This window comes from Blastococcus carthaginiensis (assembly GCF_030731085.1).
Lineage (GTDB): Bacteria > Actinomycetota > Actinomycetes > Mycobacteriales > Geodermatophilaceae > Blastococcus > Blastococcus carthaginiensis.
The window spans coordinates 11,743-35,655 of sequence record NZ_JASNFN010000013.1 but is presented as its reverse complement, the minus strand read 5'-3'; the positions used below and the strand labels follow the sequence as shown (position 1 = coordinate 35,655).

Here is a 23,913-nt window from a genome sequence, read left to right as displayed (position 1 = left end):
GACCGACGCTAGGGCGAGGCACCGACAGTTTTCGGGTTCCGGGGCGGGCTGGGGAGAACCGGCCGCCCTGTGGACGCCACAGTAGGCCGAACACTTGTTCGATCGCCAGGCCGACACGCCGGGCCTGGAACCCGGTCGGTGCTCAGCGATCCTTGGCCGGCACGTCGAAGGCCTCGCAGACGGCCAGCCACACCTTGCGCACGGGCAGGCCGGCCTCGATGGCGTCCAGCGCCGTGCGCCCGCCGAGGTCGGAGAACACGTGGTCGCGAGCGACGCTCTGGGCGCGCATCGGCCCGAACTGACCGTCCAGCCGGGACCAGAACTCCTGCAGGCGCACACCCCGACGCTAACCCGTCCGCACCCGCGCGCGCCGCTGCCGTCCTACGCTCGGCGCATGATCCCGGGCACCGGCTCCGCGACGCTCGACACCGTCCTCGAGATCGGCATCGTGGTCGCGCTCGTCACGCTGATCGTGCTGCTGATCAGGAACTACCGCGGGCGCTGACCCGCGCGCCCAGCCACACCACGACCAGCGGCAGCACCAGCGCCGCGGAGACGCCGGACACCAGGCCGAACCCGCCCCAGGCCAGCAGCGGGCCGCCGACCACCCCGGCCAGCGCCGCCCCGAGGCCCATGAGCATGTCGGTGCCGCCCTGCGCGGTCGGCCGCAGCTCCGGCCCCACCGATGACGTGACGAGCGCGGATCCCGCGATCAGACCGCACGACCAGCCCAGGCCGAGCAGCAGCAGCCCGGCGCCGAGCTGCACCGAGTCCGCGGGCGCCGCCGTCCCCGCCACCGCCGCGGCGGCCAGCAGCAGCCCGGCCCCCAGGGCCACGACCGACGGCGCGCCCACCCGGTCGGCGAGCATCCCGACCAGCGGGGAGAACAGGTACATCCCGGCGACGTGCACGCTGATGACCAGACCGACCAGGCGCAGCACCGTCCCCTCGGGGCCGCCGGCGTGCCCCATGTGCACCGGCGTCATCACCATCACGCCGACCATCACGGAGTGGGCGACCACGACCGAGGTGATCCCGAGCCGCCCGGCCTGGGTCGCCCACACCGCGCGCAGGGCCGTACCGGTGGCCCGCCGCGGCCGGGGACCGTCGCCGCCCCCGCCGAGCGACCGGGCCAGCAGCAGCGGGTCGGGGCGCAGCAGCAGGAGGAAACCGGCCGCCACCAGCCCGAACACGATCGCCGACACCACGAAGACGCCGCCGAGCGCGGGCAGCCCCAGCGCCTCGCCGAGCTCGGCACCGGGCGCGGCCAGGTTGGGGCCGACGACGGAGCCCACCGTCGTGGCCCACACGACCAGGGAGAGCGACCTGCCGCGGCGCTCGGGCTCGGCCAGGTCGGCGGCGGCGTAGCGCGACTGCAGGCCGCACGCCGTGGCGGCACCGAACAGGAAGAGCCCGCAGAGCAGCAGGAGCAGGGACGACGCCGCCGCCGCGACGACGGTCAGCACCGCGCCGACCACGCTGATGCCGTAGCCGACGGCCAGCCCCGTCCGCCGGCCGGCACCGTCGCTGATCCGGGCCAGCGGTACCGCCAGGACCGCCGCACCCAGGACGCCGGCGGTCTGCCCGAGGCCGGCCGCGGAGTCGGTCCCGGCGACGTCGCGGGCCAGCAGCCCGCCGGCCGTGATCCCGACGGTGACGCCGAGCCCCGCCAGCGCCACGCCGCCGCTGAGGACGCCCAGCGTGCGGCGCTGCACGCGGGCGACGTCGACCGTGACCTCGGGCTGCTGCAGCGGTCCCACGTGCGCTCCCTCCCCGGGCGGGTGGTTCCCGCCCGCCGGCGTCCCCGCCGACCAGCGAAGTGTCGTACACGGCGGGGACACTGAGCGCGTGCCCGCCCGCCCGACCTCCGGCCCCTCCTCGGGTCCCGGCGCCCTGGCCCGCTTCTCGGAGCCGACCCGCGCCTGGTTCACCGGCGCCTTCGAGCGGCCGACGAGCGCCCAGGAGGGTGCCTGGCAGGCGATCAGCAGCGGCGAGCACGCCCTCGTGGTGGCGCCCACCGGCTCGGGCAAGACGCTGGCCGCGTTCCTCTGGTCGCTCGACCGGCTGGCCGCCACGCCGCCGGCCGACGAGCGGACGCGGTGCCGGGTGCTCTACGTCTCGCCGCTCAAGGCCCTGGCCGTCGACGTCGAGCGCAACCTGCGCGCCCCGCTGACGGGGATCGGCCAGGCCGCCGCGCGGCTCGGGCTGCCCCGGCCGGAGATCACGGTCGGCATCCGCTCCGGTGACACCCCGGCCGACGAGCGGCGCACCTTCGCGCGACGGCCGCCCGACATCCTCATCACCACGCCGGAGTCGCTGTTCCTCCTGCTCACCAGCCAGGCGCGGGAGGCGCTGCGCGGGGTCGAGACGGTGATCGTCGACGAGGTGCACGCCGTCACCGACTCCAAGCGCGGCGCGCACCTGGCCGTCTCGCTGGACCGGCTCGACGAGCTGCTCGAGCGGCCGGCGCAGCGGATCGGGTTGTCGGCCACCGTGCGGCCGATCGAGGAGGTCGCGACCTTCCTCGCGGGCGGGCGCCCGGTGCAGATCGTCTCCCCCGGCTCGACGAAGCGGTGGGATCTCTCGGTCGTCGTCCCGGTCGAGGACATGGGCGAGCTCGGTCAGCCGACCGGTGAGCTGGAGGGCTCGGCGGCCGGGAACCAGCCGCGCACCTCCATCTGGCCCGCGGTCGAGGAGCGGGTGCTGGACCTGGTGCAGGCGCACCGCAGCACGATCGTCTTCGCCAACTCGCGCCGGCTCGCCGAGCGGCTGACCAGCCGGCTCAACGAGCTGGCCTACGAGCGGCAGACCGGCGAGCCGGTACCGCCCGGCACCAACGCCGCGGCGCTCATGGCGCAGGCGGGCTCGGGCGGTGGCCTGCCGGAGGCGTTCCAGCCGGTGGCGGCCGCCCACCACGGCTCGGTCTCCCGCGAGCAGCGGGCGATCGTGGAGGAGGCGCTGAAGTCCGGCCGGCTGCCCGCCGTCGTCGCGACCTCCAGCCTCGAGCTCGGCATCGACATGGGCGCGGTCGACCTGGTCGTCCAGGTCGAGGCGCCACCCACGGTCGCCAGCGGCCTGCAGCGGGTGGGGCGCGCCGGCCACCAGGTCGGGGCGGTCAGCCGCGGGGTGCTGTTCCCCAAGTACCGCGGCGACCTGGTGCAGTGCGCGCTGGTCGCCGAGCGGATGCAGGCCGGCGCCATCGAGTCCATCCGCTACCTGCGCAACCCGCTCGACGTGCTCGCCCAGCAGATCGTCGCGATCGTCTCCGAGCGACCGCGCACCGTCGACGAGGTCGGGGCGCTGGTCCGCCGGTCCGCGGCGTTCTCCTCGCTGCCGGAGTCGGCGCTGCACGCCGTCCTCGACATGCTCGCCGGGCGCTACCCCTCCGACGCCTTCGCCGAGCTGCGCCCGCGGCTCACCTGGGACCGCGTCACCGACACCCTCACCGCGCGCGCCGGCGCCCAGCGGCTGGCCGTCACCAGCGGCGGCACCATCCCCGACCGCGGCCTGTTCGGCGTCTTCCTCGTCGGGGGCGAGGGCACCGGCGGCCGCCGCGTCGGCGAGTTGGACGAGGAGATGGTCTACGAGTCGCGGACCGGCGACGTCTTCCTCCTGGGCTCCTCGTCCTGGCGGATCGAGGAGATCACCCACGACCGCGTGCTGGTCACCCCCGCGCCCGGCCAGCCGGGGAAGATGCCGTTCTGGCACGGCGACGCCCCCGGCCGGCCGCTGGAGCTCGGTCGCGCGCTCGGCGCCTTCCTGCGCGAGGTCGGGTCGGCGACGCCGGAGGCCGGCCTGGAGCGGGCGCGCGCCGCCGGCCTCGACGAGTGGGGCGCGGCGAACCTGGCCGCGTACCTCGCCGAGCAGAAGGCGGCGACCGGCCACCTCCCCGACGACCGGACGCTGCTGGTCGAGCGCTTCCGCGACGAGCTGGGCGACTGGCGGCTGGTCGTCCACTCCCCCTTCGGCGCCCAGGTCAACGCCCCGTGGGCGCTGGTGCTCGCCGCCCGGCTGCGGGAACGCTACGGCGTCGACGTCGCCTCCATGCACTCCGACGACGGCATCGTGCTGCGGCTGCCCGACACGACCGGCGAGCCGCCGGAGGGCGATCTGGCCGTCCTCGACCCCGACGACGTCGAACGCGAGGTCACCGCCGAGGTCGGCAGCTCGGCCCTGTTCGCCAGCCGGTTCCGCGAGTGCGCCGCCCGAGCGTTGCTCCTCCCCCGGCGTGATCCCCGCCGCCGCACCCCGCTGTGGCAGCAGCGCCAGCGCGCCGCCCAGCTGCTGGGCGTGGCCAGCGAGTTCTCCTCGTTCCCGATCACGCTCGAGGCGGCCCGCGAGGTGCTGCAGGACGTCTACGACGTGCCCGGGCTGATCGAGCTGATGCGCGACGTGCGGGCCCGCCGGGTGCGGGTCGTCGACGTGCAGACGCAAGCCGCCTCACCCTTCGCCCAGTCGCTGCTGTTCGGCTACGTCGGCCAGTTCCTCTACGAGGGCGACGCCCCGCTGGCCGAGCGCCGCGCCCAGGCGCTCGCGCTCGACACCGGCCTGCTCGCCGAGCTGCTCGGCCGCTCGGAGCTGCGCGAGCTGCTCGACGCCGAGGCGATCACCGAGATCGAGGCGGAGCTGCAGCGACTCCCCCAGCCACGGCACCCGCGCGACGTCGACGGCGCCGGCGACCTGCTCCGGGTGGTCGGTGACCTCACCGCGGTCGAGGCCGCGCGCCGCGGGGTGCCGCAGGAGTGGCTCGACGAGCTGGTCGCCGCCCGGCGCGCGCTGGTGGTCCGCATCGCCGGCGAGGAGCGCTTCGTCGCCATCGAGGACGCCGGCCGGCTCCGCGACGCGCTGGGCACGGCGCTGCCCGTCGGGGTGCCCGAGGTCTTCACCGAGCCCGTCGCCGACCCGCTGGGCGACCTCGTCGGCCGCTACGCGCGCACCCACGGCCCCTTCCAGCCGGCCGAGGCCGCCACCCGGCTCGGGCTGGGTGTCGCCGTGGTCACCGCGACGGTCCAGCGGCTCACCGCCACCGGCCGCCTCGTCTCCGGCGAGTTCCGCCCCGGCGGCACCGGCCAGGAGTGGTGCGACGCCGAGGTGCTGCGCTCCGTCCGCCGGCGCAGCCTGGCCAGGCTGCGCCAGGAGGTCGAGCCGGTGCCCACGGGCACGCTCGCCCGCTTCACCCCGTCCTGGCAGGCGGTGGGCAGCCGGCTCCGCGGTGCCGACGGCGTTCTCGCGGTCGTCGAGCAGCTCGCCGGGGCCCTCGTGCCCGCCAGCGCCCTGGAGTCGCTGGTGCTGCCGGCCCGGGTCCGCGACTACTCCCCCGCGATGCTCGACGAGCTGACCAGCGCCGGTGAGGTGCTGTGGGCCGGCGCCGGCGGCCTGCCCGGCGGGGACGGCTGGATCAGCCTGGTGCCCGCGGATCTCGCGCCGCTGCTGCTGCCCGAGCAGCTGGAGGTCGCCGGGGAGGGGCAGCCCGTGCTCGACCTGCTCGCGGGCGGCCAGGCGATGTTCTTCCGCGGCCTCTCCGACGCCCTCGGCGCCACCGACGACGCCGCCCTGGCCGACCTGGTCTGGGACCTGGTGTGGTCCGGCGCGCTGACCAACGACACCCTGGCCCCGCTGCGCACCCGGCTCGGTGGCGGCGGCACCCACAAGCGGGCGGCCGCCCCGCGGGTCACCCGCAGCCGGTACGGGCGCCCGCGGCTGAGCCGCGCCGCCATGCCCACGCGCAGCGGGCCGCCCACGGTGGCCGGGCGCTGGTCGCGGCTCCCCGGCCGGGAGGCCAACGCCACCCGGCGCACCACCGCGCGCGCCGAGGCGCTGCTGGAGCGGCACGGCGTGCTGACCCGGGGCGCGGTCATGGCCGAGCAGGTGGCCGGTGGCTTCTCCGCCGTCTACCCGGTGCTGCGCGCGTTCGAGGAGAACGGCCGTGCCCGCCGCGGCTACTTCGTCGAGACCCTCGGCGCGGCCCAGTTCGGCACCCCGGGCTCGGTCGACCGGCTGCGCAGCTTCGCCTCGCCCGACCGGGTGCCGGCGGGCGCCGTCGTGCTGGCCGCGACCGACCCGGCCAACGTCTACGGGGCCGCGCTGCCGTGGCCGGAGCGGCCCGGGAGCGAGGACGCCGCCGTCGACCTCGGCGAGGGCACCGGCGGCGGCCGGAAGTCGGGGCACCGGGCCGGGCGCAAGGCGGGCGCGCTGGTCGTCCTGGTCGACGGCGACCTGGTGCTCTACGTCGAGCGCGGCGGCAAGACGCTGCTGTCGTGGACCGAGGACGAGCAGGTGCTCAAGGAAGCGGCGACGGCGCTGTCCGGGGCGGTGTCGGCCGGCGCGCTCGGCCGCATGGTGGTGCAGAAGGCCGACGGCGCCTCGGTGCACGAGTCGACGCCGCTCAGCAACGCGCTGCAGGCGGCCGGGTTCGCCGCCACCCCCCGGGGCCTGCGCCTGCGGGGCTGATCAGCCCAGGGTCAGCGGCGCCGGGAGCCCTGCAGCCACGGGGCGCACCAGCGGCTCAGCCGGGGCATGAGCAGGCGCAGCGCGGTGACGACGTAGACGGCCGAGAGCAGCAGCCGCAGCGGCCAGGGCCAGCCCTCGACGAGGGGCAGCGCGAGCAGCTGGAAGCTCGAGGTGAACGCCAGGACGACGGCGACGGTGAGCAGCCAGCTGCGCCAGGCCGGCCCCGGCCGGGGCGGGACGGCGAAGAAGCTCTCCAGCCCCACCGCCCGCGCGACCCGCTCGTCCTCGACCATCTCCGGCAGCCGCGCGAGGAACGCCTGCCGCTCCGGCGAGCGCTCCCACGCGGCGAGCGCATCGGCGTCGGCGAAGCGGTAGACCAGGTGGTACTCGGAGCTGCCCTCGCCCGGGTGGAGCAGCGATGCCCCCAGGTTTCCCGGGTAGTTCGCCGCCTCGGCCAGCACCGCGCCGGCCGCCCGCTCGAACGCCGCCCGCCGGTCGGGCCGCACCACGCGGGCGACGGTGACGGTGACCGGCTGGTGGTCGGGGGCGGTGGGGGCGCTCCCGAGCCGGGTGCGCAGTCGCAGGGGCACGCTCACGGACGGAGCAGCGCGCCGGGCGGCGGGCGCCTTCCCGGTTGTCGGACCTCTCACACCCAGGGGGCAGGTCGGCGCGCCGCCGGGGATCATGGTCGGCGTGCCCGAGGGAGACACCGTCTGGCTGGCGGCGAAGCGGATGAACACCGCGCTCGCCGGCGGCACGCTGCGCCGCGGCGAGTTCCGGCTTCCCCAGCTGGCCGCCCTGGACCTCGCCGGCGCCGCGGTCACCGAGGTGGTCCCCCGCGGCAAGCACCTGCTGGTCCGGCTCGCCGACGGGCGCACGCTGCGCACCCACTTCCGGATGGACGGCAGCTGGCACATCTACCGGCCCGGCGCCCGCTGGCGGGGCGGCCCCGGCTACGACGTCCGGGTCGTCCTGGCCACCGACGAGTGGGAGTGCGTCGGCTACCGGTTGCACGACGTCGACCTCGTCCCGACGGCCGAGGAGGACCGGCTCGTCGGCCACCTCGGCCCCGATATCCTGGGCCCCGACTGGGACCTCGACGAGGCGCTGCGCCGGATCCGCGCCCTCCCCGGCGAGCAGGTGGGCGTCGCGATCCTCGACCAGCGCAACGTGGCCGGGATCGGCAACCTCTACAAGGTCGAGTCGCTGTTCCTGCTCGGCCTGCACCCCTGGGCGCGGGTGGCCGACGCCGACGGCCGGCTGGCGCCGCTGCTGGAACGGGCCCAGCGGCTCATGCGCGCGAACCTCGAGCACCCCGAGCAGAGCACCACCGGCGACCTGCGCCGCGGCCAGGACCACTGGGTCTACGGGCGGAAGGGCAAGCCGTGCCGGCGCTGCGGGACGCCGATCCTCATGGGCGACCAGGGGCCGCACCTGCAGGAGCGGGTCACCTACTGGTGCCCGCGGTGCCAGGTGGCGGACTCCCCCATCGCCCCGACGGCGCGCACCGGCGAACCGGGCCGGCCGCGACCGATCGCCACGCCCGGCTGAACGCCCTCCGCCCCGCCGCCCGGGCAGGGGCGGCGGGGCAGAGGAGTCGCCGCGTCAGGCGGGTCCGAGGGGGGTCGACCCGGTCAGGCCGGGTCGGGCCGCTCCGCGGGCTGGGCCTGGGGCTGGGTGGCCTGCTCCGGTGCCGGCGTCCCCTGCTCGATCGCGCCCGCCGCACCGCTGCCCTCGACGGCCGGCGTGCCCGCCCCGCCCATCGATGCGCGGATCTGGTCCAGCCGCGAGGCGCCGGCCACGTCGAGCGTCGCCTTCTGCACCTCGAGCATGCGGCCCTCGACCGAGGACTGCGCCAGCTCGGCCTGGCCGAGCGCGTTGGCGTAGCGCGCCTCGATCTTGTCGCGCACCTCGCCCAGGCTCGGGGTGTTGCCCGGCGCGGAGAGCTCGTTGACCTGCTTCATGGAGGCGGCGACGTGCTCCTGCATCTTCGCCTGCTCCAGCTGGCTCATCAGCTTGGTGCGCTCGGCCAGCGTCGTCTGCAGCCGCATGCGGGACTGCTCCACCGCGCCGCGCGCCTGCTCGGCGGCCTGCAGCGCCTCGTCGTGGCTGCGCTTGAGGTCCTCCATCGACTGCTCGGCGGCCACCAGCTGGGTGGCGAACGCCTGCGCGGCCTGCTCGTACTCGGACGCCTTCGCCGCGTCCCCCTTGGCCCGCGTCTGGTCGGCCAGCACGAGCGCCTGGCGGGCGGAGGACTGCAGCTTCTCGACCTCGCTCAGCTGCCGGTTCAGCCGCATCTCCAGCTGCCGCTGGTTGCCCAGCACGGCGGCGGCCTGGTTCGCCAGCGACTGGTGCCGCTGCTGCTCGGCCTCGATCGCCTGCGCGATCTGGATCTTCGGGTCGGCCCGCTGGTCGATCTGGGCGTTGGCCGAAGCGGTGAGGTACTTCCACAGCTTCACGAACGGGTTGGGCATGGGGTCCTCCTGCTCCGGCGCGGTCGCCGGCCCGGCGATGCTCGTCCCCAGCATCGTCCCAGGTGATCACCCTCGGCAACCGACGCGGGCCGTCCGCGCCGCGGCTAGTGTGCCGGGCGTGCCGCCTGCCACGCCCGTCCTCTGCGTCCTCGGCGAGCTCGTGGTCGACCTGCTGCCCGTCCCCGGGGCCACCGACGGCAGCACCGCGCCGCACTACGTGGCCCGCCCCGGCGGCAACGCGCTCAACGTCGCCGTCGCCGCCGCCCGCCTCGGGGCCCCGGTGCGGCTGCTCGCCCGGCTGGGCACCGGCCCGCTGGCCGCCGACCTGCGCCGGCACGCCGAGCTGGCCGGCGTCGACACGGCCGGTTTCGTCGACGCCGCCGAGCCGGTCAGCCTGGCCGTGGTCGGCGTCGGCGCCGACGGCTCCCCCGACTACGGCTTCCACGTGCTCGGCGCCGCCGACTGGCAGTGGACCGACGAGGAGCTGGACGAGGTGCTGCCCGAGGCAGTGGGCGTGCTCCACGTCGGCTCCATCTCCAGCTGGACCGAGCCGGGGAGCGGGGCGATCGCCCGGCTGGTCCACCGGCTGGCGGGCCGGGCCCTGATCAGCGTCGACCCGAACATCCGCCCGATGCTGGCCGAGGGCCCCGTCGGCGCCTCGCTCGGCAACGACCGGGCCGCCGTGACCGGCCGCCTGGACGAGCTCGTCCGGCAGGCCGACGTCGTGAAGGTCAGCGCCGAGGACCTGGCCTGGCTGGAACCCGGCACCACCGACCTGGACGAGGCGGCACGCCGCTGGGCGGAGCGCGGGCCGGCGCTGGTGGTCCTCACCGACGGCGGCGCGCCGCTGCGCATCGCCCGTCCCGGCCGGCCCGTGCTGCGCCGGGAGATCCCCCGCGTGCCGGTGGTCGACACCGTCGGGGCCGGTGACTCCCTGGCCGCCGGGCTGCTGACCGGCCTGCTGGGTGCGGGGCTCGCCACGAGGACCGCCCTGGGCGCCGCCGCGGACTACCAGCTGCTGCCGCTGGTGGAGGACGCCGCCCTCGTGGCCGCGGTCAACTGCGCCCGGGTCGGCGCCGATCCCCCCACCCGGGCCGAGCTGGCGGCGGCGCGGGGCGACCGGTGACCGCCGGCGCCCTCCGGTTGGTCGGCTTCGAGGAGCTCTCCGCCGGTGCCCTGCGCGGCCGGCTGCTCGCCCGGCGCACCGAGTTCTGGGCTGGCTCGCCGCTCGACGACGACGCCGTCGCGGCGCTGCACGACCCGGTGTTCTTCCACCAGCTCGGCGGCTTCGGCGCGGTCGCCCTCACCCCGGACGAGGAGGACGCCGGCTACCTGCTCGGCGTGGTGAGCGCCGACCGGCTCGCCGTCGTCCAGGCCGTCGCGGTCCACCCGGCCTGGCGCGGCCGCGGGGTCGCGACCCGGCTGCTGGAGCGCTTCGCGGCCCTCGCGGCCGGGGTGGGGGCCCGGGCCGCGCAGGCGGTCGCCCTGCCCGGGGACACCGGCGCCGCCGCGCTCGCCGCCCATCTCGGAGCCTCCCCGGCCCCCTCCCCCGGCCACGCCGGACCCGGAGCCGACCGGGTGGTGCTCACCCGCCGCCTGCCGCTGGCGCCCCCGGTTCAGCCGGCGGATCCCAGGAGCTGAGCCAGCAGCGCCGCCTGCCGGCGCCGCTGCGTGGTGAGCCCCGGCTGCAGCACCACGCCGAGGAGCCACCGCCCGGCCAGCTGCGCCCCGTCGTCGTCGGTGCCGAGCACCGCAGCCAGCCGCCCGGTGAGCTCGGCCCACGCCTCGGCGTCCGGCGCCAGCAGCCCGAGCAGCCGGTCCGGCTCGGTGCCGGCGAGCCGGCGCAGCACCGGATGGGTGCCGAGCTCGTCGGCGAGCGCGGCGAGCCCCTCGGCGGGAGGCAGGGCCGCGGTGAGGCCGGTGAGCCGCTGCAGCTCCGCCGCCAGCAGGGCCCGCGCCACCTCGTCCTTGGTGCGGAAGTAGTTGTAGAGCGTGGCCTTGGCGACCCCGGCCGCGGCCGCGACCGATTGCATGGTGGTGCGCCGGAGCCCCTCGGCCGCGAAGGCCCGGGCAGCGCCCGCGAGGAGCTCCGCCCGGGTGCGGTTCACGCCGCGAAGGGCCTCAGGCGGCGAGCGACACCGCGTCGCGCCGTCGGGCGGTGCGCCCCTGCGCGGCACCGACGAGGGCCAGCGCGGGCTCGGCCGCCGCGTCGGACGGCTGCGGCGCCGCCGCGGTCTCGGCGGTGGCCGCGGCCTCGCCGGAGCTCGCCAGCGGGCGGACGTCCGCACCGGCTCCGGCACCACGCAGCTCGAGGCTCACCTCGGCGAGCAGGTCGGCCAGCTCCACCTCGAGGGCGTCGCAGATGGAGGCGAGCAGCTCCGAGGAGGCCTCCTTCTGCCCCCGCTCCACCTCGGAGAGGTAGCCGAGGCTGACGCGGGCGGCACCGGAGACGTCGCGCAACGTGCGGTGCTGACGCAGCCGGTGGCCGCGCAGGGTGTTCCCGAGCTGGGTGCGCAGCAGCGTCATGGCCGTCTCCTGTCCTGCGAGCGGGGAAGCGGCGGTGCCATCGGGCACCGTGCGCTCACGGTACGCGGCGCGCGCGCTGTCAGCTCAGCGACGGGGCCGAGTCCGCTCATGGCGTAACGCCGTCACCCGGGTGGGCGTTCCCGTCGAGGCGGTCCCGGAGCGCGGCGAACGCGCTGGCCACCGCGCCGGAGCGCACGGCGGCGCGGTCACCCGGGAGGTCCAGCCGGACGACGTCGGTGCGCTGCCCGTCGCTGAGGCCGAGGTAGACCGTGCCGGGGCCGTGCCCGTCGACGGGGTCGGGGCCGGCGACACCGGTGAGCCCCACGCCGAAGGACGCCGAGCACCGGGTGCGGATCCCCTCGGCCAGCGCCGCCGCCGTCTGCGGGCTCACCGGCCCGTGGGCGGCGAGCAGGTCGGCGGGCACCCCGGCGAGCGCGGTCTTCAGGTCGGTGGCGTAGACGACGGCACCCCCGCGCAGCGTGGCGCTGGCGCCGGGCACCGAGGCGAGCGTGGCGCAGAGGAGTCCCGCGGTGAGCGACTCGGCGGCCGCCACGGTCGCGCCGCGGGCCAGCAGCGCCCGGTGCACCTCACCGGCGAGCGCCTCGAGCGCCGGCCCGGCGACCGGGTCCGCCATCAGGCCGCGGTGTCGCGGCGGGTTCCGGGGCCGGCGCCCGCCGCCCGGCGCGCAGCGGCCGCGCGCATGGCGCGGGCGCTGGTCTGCCGCAGCGTGATGGCGCGGTAGACGTAGTCCAGACCGGTCAGCACGGTCAGCAGCACGGCCGCGGCCATGACCCACCAGCGGGTCGTCGCGAGTGCGCCGCTCAGCGGCAGGATGTACAGGCCGATCGCGAGCGACTGGAGCACGGTCTTGGCCTTGCCCCCGCGGCTGGCGGCGATGACGCCGTCCCGGATGACCCAGAAGCGCAGCAGGGTGACCCCCACCTCGCGCACCAGGATGACCGCGGTGACCCACCAGGGCAGCAGGGCGAGCACGGAGAGCCCGATCAGCGCGGTGCCGGTCAGCGCCTTGTCGGCGATCGGGTCGGCGAGCTTGCCGAACTCGGTGACCTGACCGGTCCGCCGGGCGATGAGCCCGTCGTAGCGGTCGGTGAGGATCGCCAGGCCGAAGACGAGCGTGGCCCAGTAGCGGCTGCTGTCGTCGAGGCTCTCGTCCTGCAGCAGGAGGACGGCGAAGACGGGGACCACGGCCAGCCGCAGCACGGTGAGCGCGTTGGGCAGGTTGACCAGCCGCACCGACTGGGGTGGCGTCGCTGCCGGGTCGGGGGCCACGTCGCTCACCTGGGTCACCGCCCGGCCGGGGTGGCGGCCGGCACGCGGGCGGCGGCGACCAGGTCGATGCCCTCGGTGCCGACGACCTCGGCCGGCACCACCTGCCCGGCGGCAGCGCCGGCCGGGACACCGCTGACCGTGGTGGTGCCGTCGGCGTCCGGGTCCTGGTGGGCAGCGTGCCCGAGCCAGACCCCGGGGTCCTCCTCCGCGGAGAGGTCCTCGGTGAGCAGCACCTCGACCTGCTCCCCGATCCGCTCCTCGGCGCGCTGCGCGGTCAGCTCCTCGACGAGGTCGGTGATCCGGCGGACGCGCGCGTCGATCTCGGCCTGCTCGAGCTTGCCGGGCAGCCGCATGGCCTCGGTGCCGTCCTCGTCGGAGTACCCGAACACACCGACCGCGTCCAGGCGGCCCTCGGTGAGGAAGCGCTCCAGTTCGGCGACGTCGTCCTCGGTCTCCCCGGGGAAGCCGAGGATGACGTTGGTGCGGAAGCCGGCGCCGGGTGCCAGGCTGCGGGCCCGGTCGATGGTGCGGAGGAAGTCCTCGGTGCCACCGAACCGGCGCATGCGGCGCAGCAGCGTCGGCGAGGAGTGCTGGAAGGACAGGTCGAAGTACGGGGCGACACCTTCCGTGCCGGCGATGACCTCCAGCAGCCCGGGGCGCAGCTCCGCCGGCTGCAGGTAGGCCACCCGCACCCGCACGATCCCCTCGACGGCGGCCAGCTGCGGCAGCAGCTTCTCCAGCGAGCGCAGGTCGCCGAGGTCCTTGCCGTAGGAGGTGGAGTTCTCGCTGACCAGCACCAGCTCGGTGACGCCCTGGGAAGCCAGCCACTGCGCCTCGGAGAGCACCTCGGCCGGCGGGCGCGAGACGAAGGCGCCGCGGAAGGTCGGGATCGCGCAGAACGCGCAGCGCCGGTCGCAGCCCGACGCCAGCTTGACCGCGGCGGACGGCCCGGCGGCCAGCCGGCGGCGACGCAGCCAGTCGTGGCCGGGGATGGCCGGCCCGGCGTCCTCGACCCGGCCACCGGCGCCGGCGAGGACCGCCGAGCGCTCCACCGGGCTGATCGGCAGCAGCGTGCGCCGGTCCCGCGGGGTGTGCGGCACGAGGGGGCGGCCGGCGAGGACGTCGTCGAGACGCCCGCCGATCTGCGCGTAGTCGTCGAAGCCCAGGACGGTGGCCTCGGGCAGCGCGTCGGCGAGCTCGGCGCCGTAGCGCTCGGCCATGCAGCCGACGGCGACGACGGAGGCGCCGGAGTCGGTCGCGGCGAGGATCGCGTCGACCGAGTCCTTCTTGGCGGTCTCGATGAACCCGCAGGTGTTGACGAGCACCGCGTCGGCACCCTCGGCGTCCTCGACGAGCTCGTACCCCTCCGCGGCGAGCCGGCCGGCGAGCTCCTCGGAGTCGACCTCGTTGCGTGCGCACCCGAGGGTCACCACGGCCACGGTCCGGGCAGGGCTGGGCGTGGCTGTCACCCGCCCATCGTAGGTGAAGGACCCCCGTGCGCCCCGTCACTCACGAGCCCGCGACGGGACCCTGCACGGGGGCCGCCTCCGGTGGCGGTCCGGAACTCGGCCACCGCCCTGATCATTCGCCGCCGCGGAGGGTGAACAGCGTCGCCTCGAGCTCGTCCGGCTTGACCAGCACGTCGCGGGCCTTGGAGCCCTCCGACGGCCCGACGATGCCGCGGCTCTCCATGAGGTCCATGAGCCGGCCGGCCTTGGCGAACCCGACCCGCAGCTTGCGCTGCAGCATCGACGTCGACCCGAACTGGCTGGTGACGATCAGCTCCACGGCCTGCAGCAGCAGGTCGAGGTCACCGCCGATGTCCTCGTCGATCTCCTTCTTCTCGCCGGTGGATCCGGCGGAGAAGACCTCCTCGCGGTACTCCGGCTCGGCCTGCCGCTTGCTGAACTCGACGACCGCCTCGATCTCGGCGTCGGACACGAAGGCGCCCTGGACGCGCATCGGCTTGCCCGCACCGATGGGCATGAAGAGCGCGTCGCCCATGCCGATGAGCTTCTCGGCACCGGGCTGGTCGAGGATGACCCGGCTGTCGGTGAGGCTCGAGGTCGAGAAGGCCAGCCGCGACGGCACGTTGGCCTTGATCAGCCCGGTGACGACGTCGACCGAGGGGCGCTGCGTCGCCAGGATCAGGTGGATGCCGGCGGCGCGGGCCTTCTGGGTGATCCGGACGATGTGCTCCTCCACGTCGCGCGGGGCCACCATCATCAGGTCGGCGAGCTCGTCGACGATCGCCAGGATGTACGGGTAGCGGCGGTAGACCCGCTCGCTACCGGGCGGCACCGCGATCTCGCCCTTGTCGACCTTGCGGTTGAAGTCGTCGATGTGCCGCACCCCGGTGGACTTCATGTCCTGGTAGCGCTGCTCCATCTCCTCGACCAGCCAGGCCAGCGCGGTCGCGGCCTTCTTGGGGTCGGTGATGATCGGCGTGATCAGGTGCGGGATGCCGTCGTAGGGCGTCAGCTCGACCATCTTCGGGTCGACCAGGATCATCCGCAGCTGGTCGGGCGTCGCGCGCAGCAGCAGCGAGGTCAGGATCGAGTTGACGCAGCTCGACTTACCGGCACCGGTGGCGCCGGCGACCAGGAGGTGCGGCATCTTCGCCAGGTTCGCGCAGACGAACCCGCCCTCGATGTCCTTGCCGAGGCCGACCAGCATCGGGTGCGGGTCCTGCTTGGCCGCCTGCGAGCGCAACACGTCGCCCAGGCTGACCTTCTCGCGGTCGGTGTTCGGCACCTCGATGCCGACGGCGGACTTGCCGGGGATCGGCGCCAGGATGCGGATGTTGTCGTTGGCCACCGCGTAGGCCATGTTCCGGGTCAGGGCGGTGATCTTCTCGACCTTCACGCCCTGGCCGAGCTCGACCTCGTAGCGCGTGACCGTCGGGCCGCGGGTGAACCCGGTGACGGCGGCGTCGATGTTGAACTGGTCGAGCACGCCGCTGATCGCCTCGATGGCGACGTCGTTGGCCTTCGACCGCGCCCGCGGCGGGTCCCCGGGCCGCAGCGTGGACAGCGCCGGCAGCACGTAGTCGCCCTCGACCGGCTGGATGGAGAGCTGCTCGGGCTCGGTGATCGGCGGCAGCTCCTCCGGAGGGGAGGTGCGATCGACGACCGGGACCGACGGGCGCGCAGCCGGCACCGGTGGCGGGGCGGCGAGGACCGTGTGCTCCGGGTCGGTGGTGCGGGTGGCCTCGGGCGCCTCGGCGTAGGCACCGTGGTCGATCGGGCCGGTGGTGAGCAGGTCCTCGGACAGGGAGGTGCGGCGCCGGCGGCTCTTCGGCGCGGGCTCCTCGTCCTCCTCGTCGTCGTAGTCGTCCTCGTCGTACTCGTCGTGGTCGTCGCGGCCGAGCAGGCGGTCGGTGAACTCGCGCGTGCGCTCGGGGATCTGGTGCACCGGCGTCGCGGTGATCACGAGCAGGCCGAAGAAGGCCAGCAGGCCGAGCAGCACGACGGTGACGACCGCCCCGACGCCGGCGACGAGCGGCGTGCCGACGGCCCAGCCGACCAGCCCGCCCGAGCCCGGCTCACCGCTCTCGGGGACGGCGGGGGTGCCGACGACGTGGGCGATGCCGAGGACCGAGGCGACGGTGCACAGCCAGCCGATGGCCAGCCGGCCGCGCGCCTCCGGGCGGGGGCCGCGCCGGAGGAGCCGCAGGGCGGCGAAGAGGAGGACGACGGGCAGCACCATCACCAGCGAGCCGATGATCCAGCGCACGCCGTCGGTGAGCGCGGCACCGACCGGGCCGATGCCGTTGCTCCAGGCGGCCGCGCCGAGCACGATCGCCAGCCCGAGGACGGCGAGGCCGACCCCGTCGCGGCGGTGCTCGGGGGCCAGCGGCTCGGCCTCCTCGGGCCGGGCGACCGACCGGGCCAGCCCGCCGGCCCCGCGGGCGAGCAGGTTCCAGCCCCCGCTGGCGATGCGCCAGACCGAGCCGCCGGACGACGGCTTCTTGCGGGTCGGCTGCCGCCGGTTGGGCGCCCGCTTGGCGGCGGGGCGCTTCTTGCTCGCCGCCGTCGATCCCGATCGGCTGCGGGTGGCGGCCGGCCGGCGGTTCGGCGTGGTGCGGGCAGGCATGCGTCAGACCGTAAGCCCGGGAGGGGTCCCCGGCAGGCAGGCCGGACGTCGTGTCCCGCGCACCGCCGTCCCATAACGTCACACGCATGAGCACCCCGCTCCCCCACGGCAGCTGGCCGACCCCCGTCACCTCCGAGCTCGTCGTCCGGGCGGCGGCCCGCCTCGGCGAGGTGGTCGTGGACGGCGCGGACGTCTGGTGGGCCGAGTCCCGCCCCGCCGAGGGCGGCCGCACCACGCTCGTGCGGCGCACCGCCGACGGCGAGGTCACCGACGCGCTCCCGGCGCCGTGGAACGCCCGCACCCGGGTGCACGAGTACGGCGGTGCCGCCTGGACGGTGTCCGACGGCGTCCTCTGGTTCACGGACTTCTCGGACCAGCGGCTGTACCGACTGCCACCCGGCGACGGCTCCCCCGTCGCGGTGACCGCCGAACCGGGGATCCCGTCGGGCGTCCGGTACGCCGACCTGACCGTCGTCCCGGGCGGGGTGCTCGCCGTGCGGGAGACGCACGCCGCGTCCGGGGCAGCGGCCGACGTGGTGAACGAGATCGTGCGCGTGGGCCACGACGGCGCCATCGAGGTGCTGGTCTCCGGTCCCGACTTCGTCTCCGACCCGCGGCCGGCTCCGGACGGCGTCACGCTCGCGTGGCTGCAGTGGAACCACCCGCACATGCCGTGGGACAGCGCGCAGCTCGTCGTCCGCGCGGCCGACGGCACCGACCACGTCCTCGCGGGCGGCCCCGGCGAGTCCGTCGTCCAGCCCATCTGGGGCGGGGACCTCGCGCTGTGGTGGCTGGACGACCGCACGGATGTCTGGTCGCTGTACCGGAAGCGGCCGCACGAGCAGCCGGAGCTCGTCGTCGACGTCGGGAGCGACATCGCCGGCCCGCAGTGGGTCTTCGGCCAGTCCCGCTACGCCCACCTCGCCGACGGGCGCGTCGTGGTGGCCTACGGCCGGGACGGCCGCGACCGCCTGGCCGTGCTGACCCCGGGCGGCGAGCCGCGCGAGCTGGACCTGCCCTACGGCACCTTCCGGTACGTCACGGCGCAGGGCACCGGCGTCGTCTGCGTCGCCGGCGGCCCGGCGAGCGAGCCGGTGGTGCTGCGCGTGGACGTCGACAGCGGCGCGGCGGAGGTGCTGCGGCCGGCGCGGGAGCTGGGGCTGGACCCGGCCTGGTTCTCCCGGCCCGAGCACGTCACCTTCCCCACCGAGGACCGCGGCACCGGGATCGGCGTCGCGCACGCGCTGGTTTACCCGCCCACGAACCCGGAGGCGGCGGCCCCGGCGGGGAGCCTCCCGCCGCTGGTGGTCGTGGTCCACGGCGGCCCCACCGCCGCCGCCGTCCCAGTGCTGAACCCGGAGGTCCAGTACTGGACCTCCCGCGGGTTCTGCGTCGCGGACGTCGACTACCGCGGCTCCGTGGGATACGGCCGCCGCTACCGCGACGCGCTGCAGGGCCGGTGGGGCGTGATCGACCTCGACGACGTCGTGGCCTGCGCGCGCTGGCTCGCGGACGCCGGGCGGGTGGACCCGGCGCGCATGGCCATCCGCGGCGGCTCGGCCGGCGGCTACACGACCCTGGCCGCGCTCTCCATGCGCCCGGGGGTCTTCACCGCCGGGGCCAGCCACTACGGCGTCGCGGACCTGGGCGCGCTCGCCGCCGAGACGCACAAGTTCGAGTCGCGCTACCTCGACGGGCTGGTCGCACCGTGGCCCTCGGGCCGGGCGGTCTACGACGAGCGGTCACCGATCAACCACGTCGACGCCCTCGACACCCCGCTGGCGGTGTTCCAGGGCGACGAGGACGCCGTCGTCCCGCCGTCGCAGGCCGAGGCGATCGTCGCCGCGCTGCGCGCCAAGGGCGTGCCGCACGCCTACCTGCTCTTCCCCGGCGAGCAGCACGGCTTCCGCAAGGCCGGGAACATCCGCGCCGCCCTCGACGGCGAGCTCAGCTTCTACGCGCAGGTGTGGGGCTTCGATCTGCCGGCCGGGGAGGGCATCGAGCCGATCGAGGTGGTCCGCGGCCGCTGAACCGATCAGGCTCACCGTGCGTATGCCCGCGGAGGACGGTCCCAGGGAAGGAATGCCGATGAGGCCAGGCCGGGGCCGTGCCCGCACGGGGCAGCTCGACGTGGGAGCGGCGTACGCCGCGCACGGGCCGGAGCTGTACCGCTTCGCGCTGCGCCAGCTCGGGGACGGCGGAGCAGCCCAGGACGTCGTCCAGGAGGTCTTCCTGCGGGCCTGGCGCGCCGCCGCCTCCTTCGACCCGCAGCTGGCCAGCCTGCGCACCTGGTTGTTCGCGATCGCCCGCAACGTGGTGGTCGACGAGTTCCGGCGGCTGTCCGTCCGCCCGTGGCAGGCTCAGCTGACCGAGCCGCGGGCCGACCAGCACCCCGCCCGCGACGGCATCGACGAGCAGCTCGTGGACGCCTGGGTGGTCGAGGAGGCGCTCCGCCGGATCGCGCCCGACCACCGGACCGCGATCGTCCAGACCCACCTGCGCGGCCGCCCGCACGACGAGGTGGCTGCCGAGCTGGGCATCCCGGTGGGCACACTGCGTAGCCGGGTGTTCTACGGGCTGAGGTCGCTGCGCCTCGCGATGGAGGAGATGGGGGTGGAACCGTGACCGGGCCGAGTTCTCCGGAGCACCGCGAACTGCGTGAGCAGCTGGGGGTCTACGCCCTGGGGCACGGCTCGGCCGCCGAGCGCGCGGCCGTGCGCGCCCACCTGGACGGTTGCGCCGCGTGCCGTGCCGAGCTGGCGGAGCTGACCCCGCTCGTCCCCCGGCTGGCGAGCATCGACCCCGACCGCCTGGACGAGGCACCCGCTCCGCCGGCCGGGCTGCGGGAGGCCGTGCTGGCACGGATCGCCGCCGAGGAGGCACCACCGGGAGGCCGCCGCCGGACGGCCCTGCTCGCCGCGGCGGCCGCCGTCGGGGTCGCCGCCGCCGGCTTCGGGGCGGGCTGGCTGGCGCGGCCGGTGCCCGCGGCGGTGCCGCAGGAGGAGGTGGCCGTCGAGGTGACCGAGCCCGGCATCGACGCCTCCGCCGCACTGGTGGCGCACACCTGGGGCGTCGAGGTGAAGCTGACCGGCGAGGGGTTCACCGCCGGGGAGGTCTACCGGGTGACGGTGACCGAGGAGGACGGCGCCGTCGTCCCGGCGGGGCAGTTCCTCGGGGTCGGGCCGGCGGAGCTGCTCTGCAACCTCAACTCCTCGGTGCTCCGCGAGGACGCCGCGGGGTTCGTGGTGACCGACGCCGACGGCGAGGTCGTGCTCCTCTCGCGGTTCTGACCGACCGGGCACACGCGACCGCGCCGGGGAGCAGCAGCCTGCTCCCCGGCGCGGTCGTGGTCGTGCTGGGGTCAGCTGCCGTCGGTGGGTGCCACGGTCTCGCCGTCGATCGTGAAGCCGGTGCCGGCGCCGTCCTGGTACACGTTCGGGCCGACGGGCGCATAGTTGCGCCGGATGTCGGTCCGGGTGACGGTCATCGTGCCCGTCGCGGAGTTCCAGAGCCCACCGCCCTCGTTGGCCGCCGCGTTGCCGGTCACCCGGCTGCGCTCGATCGTCACGGTGCCCGCGCCGGTGAGGTGCAGCCCGCCGCCGTTGCCGGGAACGGCGCCGGTGGTGTTGTCGTTGAGCTCGGTCCGCGACAGCTTGGTGGTCCCGACGTTGGCCTCGATGCCGCCACCGGCCCGCTGCGAGGAGTTGCCGCTGATGATGCTGCGCTCGACGACCACGGTGCCCTGGTCGTTGAGGATGCCGCCGCCCGATCCGGCCGCCCCGTCGGCCACGTTATGCCGGATCTCCGACCGCGTGACGGTCAGCGTGCCGCTGCCCGCGTCCTGGAACAGCCCGCCGCCGCCCATGGTGGCGTCGTCCCCGGAGGCGGTGTTGCCGACGACCTTGGTCCGCTCGACCGTCATGGTGCCCGCCCCGGAGTTCCAGAGCCCGCCGCCCTCGGCAGCGGCGGTGTTGCCGCTGACGACGCTGCGGGTGACGTGCACGGTGCCCGCGCCGGTCAGGTGCAGCCCGCCGCCGTTGCCCGGGCCCGCACCGGTGCTGTTGTGCGACAGCGTCGAGCGGTTGATGGTCGTGGTGGAGCCGGGGCTCGCCTCGATGCCGCCACCGGCCCGGGTCGCCGTGTTGCCGGTGATCGTGCTGCGCTCGACCTCCAGCACGCCGGCGTTGCGCACACCGCCACCGGAGGCGGGCAGCCCCTCGCCCAGCGCGGCGCCGCCGGTCACGGTGAGGTGGTTCAGCTTCAGCCACCCGCCCGCGAGCACGTCGAAGACCCGGTGCTCGCCCCGGGCGTCGACGGTCGCGCCGTTGCCCTCGATGGTCACCGCCGAGCTCACGTCCAGGTCACCGGCCGCGCCGGTGTCGTCCTCCCCGTGCAGCGTGAGGGCGTAGGTCGCCTTCTTGGCCAACACGACCGTCCCGCCACCGGAGGCGTCGGCCTGCTGCACCGCGGCACGCAGCGAGCACTGCCCCCAGGCGTCGGCGCACTCCCCGTCGCCGAGGTCGTGGTCGGCGGTGTCCTTCGTCGTCGTGACCCGGAGGTCCTGGCTGCCCTGGCCGTGCCGGGACCGGTCGTCGGCCTGGGCCGGAGCGGTGGCCAGCAGGGACAGTGCCAATCCGGTCACGCCGGCGCCCGCGAGCGTCCTCGTGCGCATGAGTCGTCTCCCTCGTCGTTGAGGTCCGGCGCTGGCGCGCCGGCCGATGGTGCTTACGCACCACCGGCACCGGCGTTCGACGCCTGACGAGGGAATCCGCCGACGCGGCGCGCGCTCACCCGCGCGACCCGCACCGTCACCATCTGTCGCTAGCGGCTCAGGACCTGTTCCCGCAGGATGTCGGCGTGCCCGCAGTGCTGGGCGAGCTCGCGCAGCACGTGGAGGTAGACCCAGCCCAGCGGCAGGGGCCCACGGCGGTTGCCGTGCACCAGGTCGTCGAGGGCCAGCGGCGCCGTCGCCCGGCGGGAGGCCGCACGCCTCCCGGTGCGCTCGCGTCACCGAGGCGACGGTGTCGTCGTCCAGCAGCACGAACGACTCGTCCGGCGTGGCCGGGATGCCGATCTCGGCGCGGGAGCGCCCGGTGAGCGCCTCGTCGAACCACACCTGCTCGACGAAGGTCGCGTGCTTGACCAGGCCCAGCAGCGTGGTGCGGGAGGGGACGAGCGAGCGAGCGACGCGATGACGCTGTCGCCCTCCGGGCGACCCCGCGACCAGGTGCCGTCCCCCTGGACCGCTGAGCCGCTGCGCCGCGCCTGCGCGGACCCCTCCTGGGCCCACTCGGCCCGGCAGCTCCCCGTTGCCTAGACCTCCAGGACCGTCGGGATGATCATCGGGCGTCGGCGGTGCTTGTCCGACACCCACTTGCCGACCGTGCGCCGGATGATCTGCGAGAGCCGGTGCGCGTCGACGCCCTCGTCGGCCAGCGCCCGCTTGAGGTTGTCCTCGACCAGCCGCAGCACCTCGTCGAAGGCCGACGGGTCGTCGGAGAACCCCTTCGTCGAGAGGTGCACCGGGCGCACGATCGTCCCGGTGGACGGCTCGATGACCACGGTGAGCGCGACGAACCCCTCGTCACCCAGGATGCGCCGCGCCTGCAGCGCCTCCTCGCCCACATCACCGACGTTGAGCCCGTCCACGTACACGTTGCCGATGGGCACGGAGCCGACGATCGTCGCCTTGCCGTCGACGAGGTCGACGACGACGCCGTCCTCGGCCAGCAGGATCCGGTCGGTCGGCATCCCTGTCTCCTCGGCGAGCTTGGCGTGCGCCCGCAGGTGCCGCCACTCCCCGTGCACCGGCATCAGGTAGCGCGGCTTGGCCACGTTGAGCAGCGTGCGCAGCTCGCCGGCCGGAGCGTGGCCGGAGACGTGCACCCGCGCCGTCTCCTTGTGCACGACCGTGGCACCGAGCCGGGCCAGGCCGTTGATCACCTTGTAGACGGCGGTCTCGTTGCCGGGCACCAGCGACGAGGCGAGGACGACGGTGTCGCCGGCCTCGATGGTCACCTGGTGGTGGTCACCGCGGGCCATGCGGCCGAGCGCCGACAGCGGCTCACCCTGCGAGCCGGTGCTCACCAGCACGACCTGCTCGGGCGGCATCTTCGCGGCGTCGTCCAGGGAGACCATCAGCCCCGGCGCGACCCGCAGCAGCCCCAGGTCGCGGGCCACGCCCATGTTGCGGACCATCGAACGGCCCACGAGCGCCACCTTGCGGCCGTGCTTGTCGGCGCAGTCGAGGACCTGCTGGATGCGGTGCACGTGGCTGGCGAAGCTGGAGACGATCAACCGCTGCGAGGCGCGGGCGAACACGTCGTCGAGCACCGGGCCGATCGACCGCTCGGGGGTGACGAAGCCGGGCACCTCGGCGTTCGTGGAGTCCGCCAGCAGCAGGTCGATGCCCTCGACCCCGAGCCGGGCGAACGCGCCCAGGTCGGTGAGGACGCCGTCCAAGGGCAGCTGGTCCATCTTGAAGTCGCCGGTGTGCACGAGCACACCCGCCGGCGTGTGCACCGCCACCGCGAGGGCGTCGGGGATCGAGTGGTTCACCGAGATGAACTCGCAGTGGAACGGCCCGGCCAGGTGGTCGTCACCGGCGGCCACCTCGACCAGCGTCGCGTCCAGCCGGTGCTCCCGCAGCTTGGCCGCGACCAGCGCGAGGGTGAACCGCGAGCCGACGAGCGGGATGTCCTCGCGCAGCCGGAGCAGGTACGGGATCGCGCCGATGTGGTCCTCGTGCCCGTGGGTGAGGACGACGGCGGCGACGTCGTCGAGCCGGTGCTCGATGACCCCGAAGTCCGGCAGGATCAGGTCGACGCCGGGTTGCTCGGCCTCCGGGAAGAGGACGCCGCAGTCGATGATCAGCAGCTTCCCGTCGAACTCCAGCACGGCCATGTTGCGGCCGATCTCGCCGAGCCCGCCGAGGGCCATGACCCGCAGGCCACCCTCGGGCAGCGGCGGGGGCGCCTTGAGATCGAGGTGCGGTTGGGTGACCTGACCACTCACGAGGTCTCCTCGCCGGCGCTCGTCGAACACGTTCGTTGCACTGCTCTGCTCCTTGGTGAGCTCG

The 23,913-nt window shown here is 75.4% G+C and carries 19 protein-coding genes and 1 pseudogene; 7 read left to right on the top strand and 13 right to left on the bottom strand.

The window, feature by feature from the left end:
• Nucleotides 1-142 precede the first annotated feature (142 nt).
• Complete coding sequence (locus QOZ88_RS12490) at nt 143-337, bottom strand: DUF3046 domain-containing protein (protein ID WP_306000081.1); 195 nt, start codon at nt 335-337, stop codon at nt 143-145.
• 145 nt (nt 338-482) lie between these two features.
• On the bottom strand, nt 483-1,760 hold the full coding sequence (locus tag QOZ88_RS12485; RefSeq protein WP_306000080.1) for an MFS transporter: 1,278 nt from the start codon (nt 1,758-1,760) through the stop codon (nt 483-485).
• Nucleotides 1,761-1,848: 88 nt separating this feature from the next.
• Here QOZ88_RS12485 and QOZ88_RS12480 point away from each other — a divergent pair, with 88 nt between their 5' ends.
• Complete coding sequence (locus QOZ88_RS12480) at nt 1,849-6,450, top strand: ATP-dependent helicase (protein WP_306000079.1); 4,602 nt, start codon at nt 1,849-1,851, stop codon at nt 6,448-6,450.
• Nucleotides 6,451-6,461: 11 nt separating this feature from the next.
• On the opposite strand, the gene QOZ88_RS12475 is transcribed toward QOZ88_RS12480, so the two are convergent.
• Complete coding sequence (locus QOZ88_RS12475; RefSeq protein WP_306000078.1) at nt 6,462-7,046, bottom strand: antibiotic biosynthesis monooxygenase; 585 nt, start codon at nt 7,044-7,046, stop codon at nt 6,462-6,464.
• Nucleotides 7,047-7,143: 97 nt separating this feature from the next.
• Between QOZ88_RS12475 and QOZ88_RS12470 the strand changes: the two genes are divergently transcribed.
• On the top strand, nt 7,144-8,001 hold the full coding sequence (locus QOZ88_RS12470) for a DNA-formamidopyrimidine glycosylase family protein (protein ID WP_306000077.1): 858 nt from the start codon (nt 7,144-7,146) through the stop codon (nt 7,999-8,001).
• A gap of 83 nt (nt 8,002-8,084) precedes the next feature.
• On the opposite strand, the gene QOZ88_RS12465 is transcribed toward QOZ88_RS12470, so the two are convergent.
• Nucleotides 8,085-8,978: a PspA/IM30 family protein gene (locus QOZ88_RS12465; RefSeq protein WP_306000076.1), complete on the bottom strand. Its 894-nt coding sequence runs from the start codon at nt 8,976-8,978 to the stop codon at nt 8,085-8,087.
• Nucleotides 8,979-9,042: 64 nt separating this feature from the next.
• Between QOZ88_RS12465 and QOZ88_RS12460 the strand changes: the two genes are divergently transcribed.
• Nucleotides 9,043-10,050: a PfkB family carbohydrate kinase gene (locus tag QOZ88_RS12460; RefSeq protein ID WP_306000075.1), complete on the top strand. Its 1,008-nt coding sequence runs from the start codon at nt 9,043-9,045 to the stop codon at nt 10,048-10,050.
• Complete coding sequence (locus QOZ88_RS12455) at nt 10,047-10,565, top strand: GNAT family N-acetyltransferase (RefSeq protein ID WP_306000074.1); 519 nt, start codon at nt 10,047-10,049, stop codon at nt 10,563-10,565. The genes QOZ88_RS12460 and QOZ88_RS12455 overlap by 4 nt, the downstream gene beginning before the upstream one ends.
• On the opposite strand, the gene QOZ88_RS12450 is transcribed toward QOZ88_RS12455, so the two are convergent.
• The 6 genes from QOZ88_RS12450 to QOZ88_RS12425 all read right to left on the bottom strand — a co-directional run bounded on the left by QOZ88_RS12450 (nt 10,541) and on the right by QOZ88_RS12425 (nt 16,835).
• Nucleotides 10,541-11,032, bottom strand: coding sequence for a TetR family transcriptional regulator (locus QOZ88_RS12450; RefSeq protein WP_306000073.1), 492 nt, complete (start codon nt 11,030-11,032; stop codon nt 10,541-10,543). The two genes, QOZ88_RS12455 and QOZ88_RS12450, sit on opposite strands and share 25 nt — an antisense overlap.
• A 13-nt stretch (nt 11,033-11,045) precedes the next feature.
• Nucleotides 11,046-11,450, bottom strand: a complete 405-nt coding sequence (locus QOZ88_RS12445) for a helix-turn-helix domain-containing protein (protein WP_306000072.1) — start codon at nt 11,448-11,450, stop codon at nt 11,046-11,048.
• Between the two features lie 106 nt (nt 11,451-11,556).
• Nucleotides 11,557-12,084, bottom strand: a complete 528-nt coding sequence (locus QOZ88_RS12440) for a CinA family protein (protein ID WP_306000071.1) — start codon at nt 12,082-12,084, stop codon at nt 11,557-11,559.
• Nucleotides 12,084-12,749 (bottom strand): CDP-diacylglycerol--glycerol-3-phosphate 3-phosphatidyltransferase, encoded by a 666-nt coding sequence (pgsA, locus tag QOZ88_RS12435; protein WP_306000070.1) that lies wholly within the window; start codon nt 12,747-12,749, stop codon nt 12,084-12,086. The genes QOZ88_RS12440 and pgsA overlap by 1 nt, the downstream gene beginning before the upstream one ends.
• Nucleotides 12,750-12,754: 5 nt before the next feature.
• Nucleotides 12,755-14,209: a 30S ribosomal protein S12 methylthiotransferase RimO gene (gene rimO, locus QOZ88_RS12430; protein WP_306000069.1), complete on the bottom strand. Its 1,455-nt coding sequence runs from the start codon at nt 14,207-14,209 to the stop codon at nt 12,755-12,757.
• A 112-nt stretch (nt 14,210-14,321) separates the two neighbouring features.
• Entirely contained in the window at nt 14,322-16,835 is a 2,514-nt protein-coding gene (locus QOZ88_RS12425) for a DNA translocase FtsK (RefSeq protein ID WP_306000068.1), read from the bottom strand.
• A gap of 86 nt (nt 16,836-16,921) precedes the next feature.
• On the opposite strand from QOZ88_RS12425, the gene QOZ88_RS12420 reads away from it, so the two are divergent.
• From QOZ88_RS12420 to QOZ88_RS12410, 3 genes are read left to right on the top strand one after another with little or no spacing between them, the layout of a single operon-like run.
• Entirely contained in the window at nt 16,922-18,865 is a 1,944-nt protein-coding gene (locus tag QOZ88_RS12420; RefSeq protein WP_306000067.1) for a S9 family peptidase, read from the top strand.
• Between the two features lie 58 nt (nt 18,866-18,923).
• Nucleotides 18,924-19,460: a sigma-70 family RNA polymerase sigma factor gene (locus QOZ88_RS12415; protein WP_306000066.1), complete on the top strand. Its 537-nt coding sequence runs from the start codon at nt 18,924-18,926 to the stop codon at nt 19,458-19,460.
• Entirely contained in the window at nt 19,457-20,125 is a 669-nt protein-coding gene (locus tag QOZ88_RS12410) for an anti-sigma factor family protein (RefSeq protein WP_306000065.1), read from the top strand. Before QOZ88_RS12415 ends, QOZ88_RS12410 begins: the two co-directional genes overlap by 4 nt.
• Nucleotides 20,126-20,196: 71 nt before the next feature.
• On the opposite strand, the gene QOZ88_RS12405 is transcribed toward QOZ88_RS12410, so the two are convergent.
• The 3 genes and pseudogenes from QOZ88_RS12405 to QOZ88_RS12395 form a co-directional block, all read right to left on the bottom strand.
• Complete coding sequence (locus QOZ88_RS12405) at nt 20,197-21,507, bottom strand: right-handed parallel beta-helix repeat-containing protein (protein WP_306000064.1); 1,311 nt, start codon at nt 21,505-21,507, stop codon at nt 20,197-20,199.
• A 149-nt stretch (nt 21,508-21,656) separates the two neighbouring features.
• A pseudogene (locus tag QOZ88_RS12400) lies at nt 21,657-22,125 on the bottom strand (mycothiol transferase).
• 23 nt (nt 22,126-22,148) lie between these two features.
• Complete coding sequence (locus QOZ88_RS12395) at nt 22,149-23,849, bottom strand: ribonuclease J (protein ID WP_306000063.1); 1,701 nt, start codon at nt 23,847-23,849, stop codon at nt 22,149-22,151.
• Nucleotides 23,850-23,913: the final 64 nt, after the last annotated feature.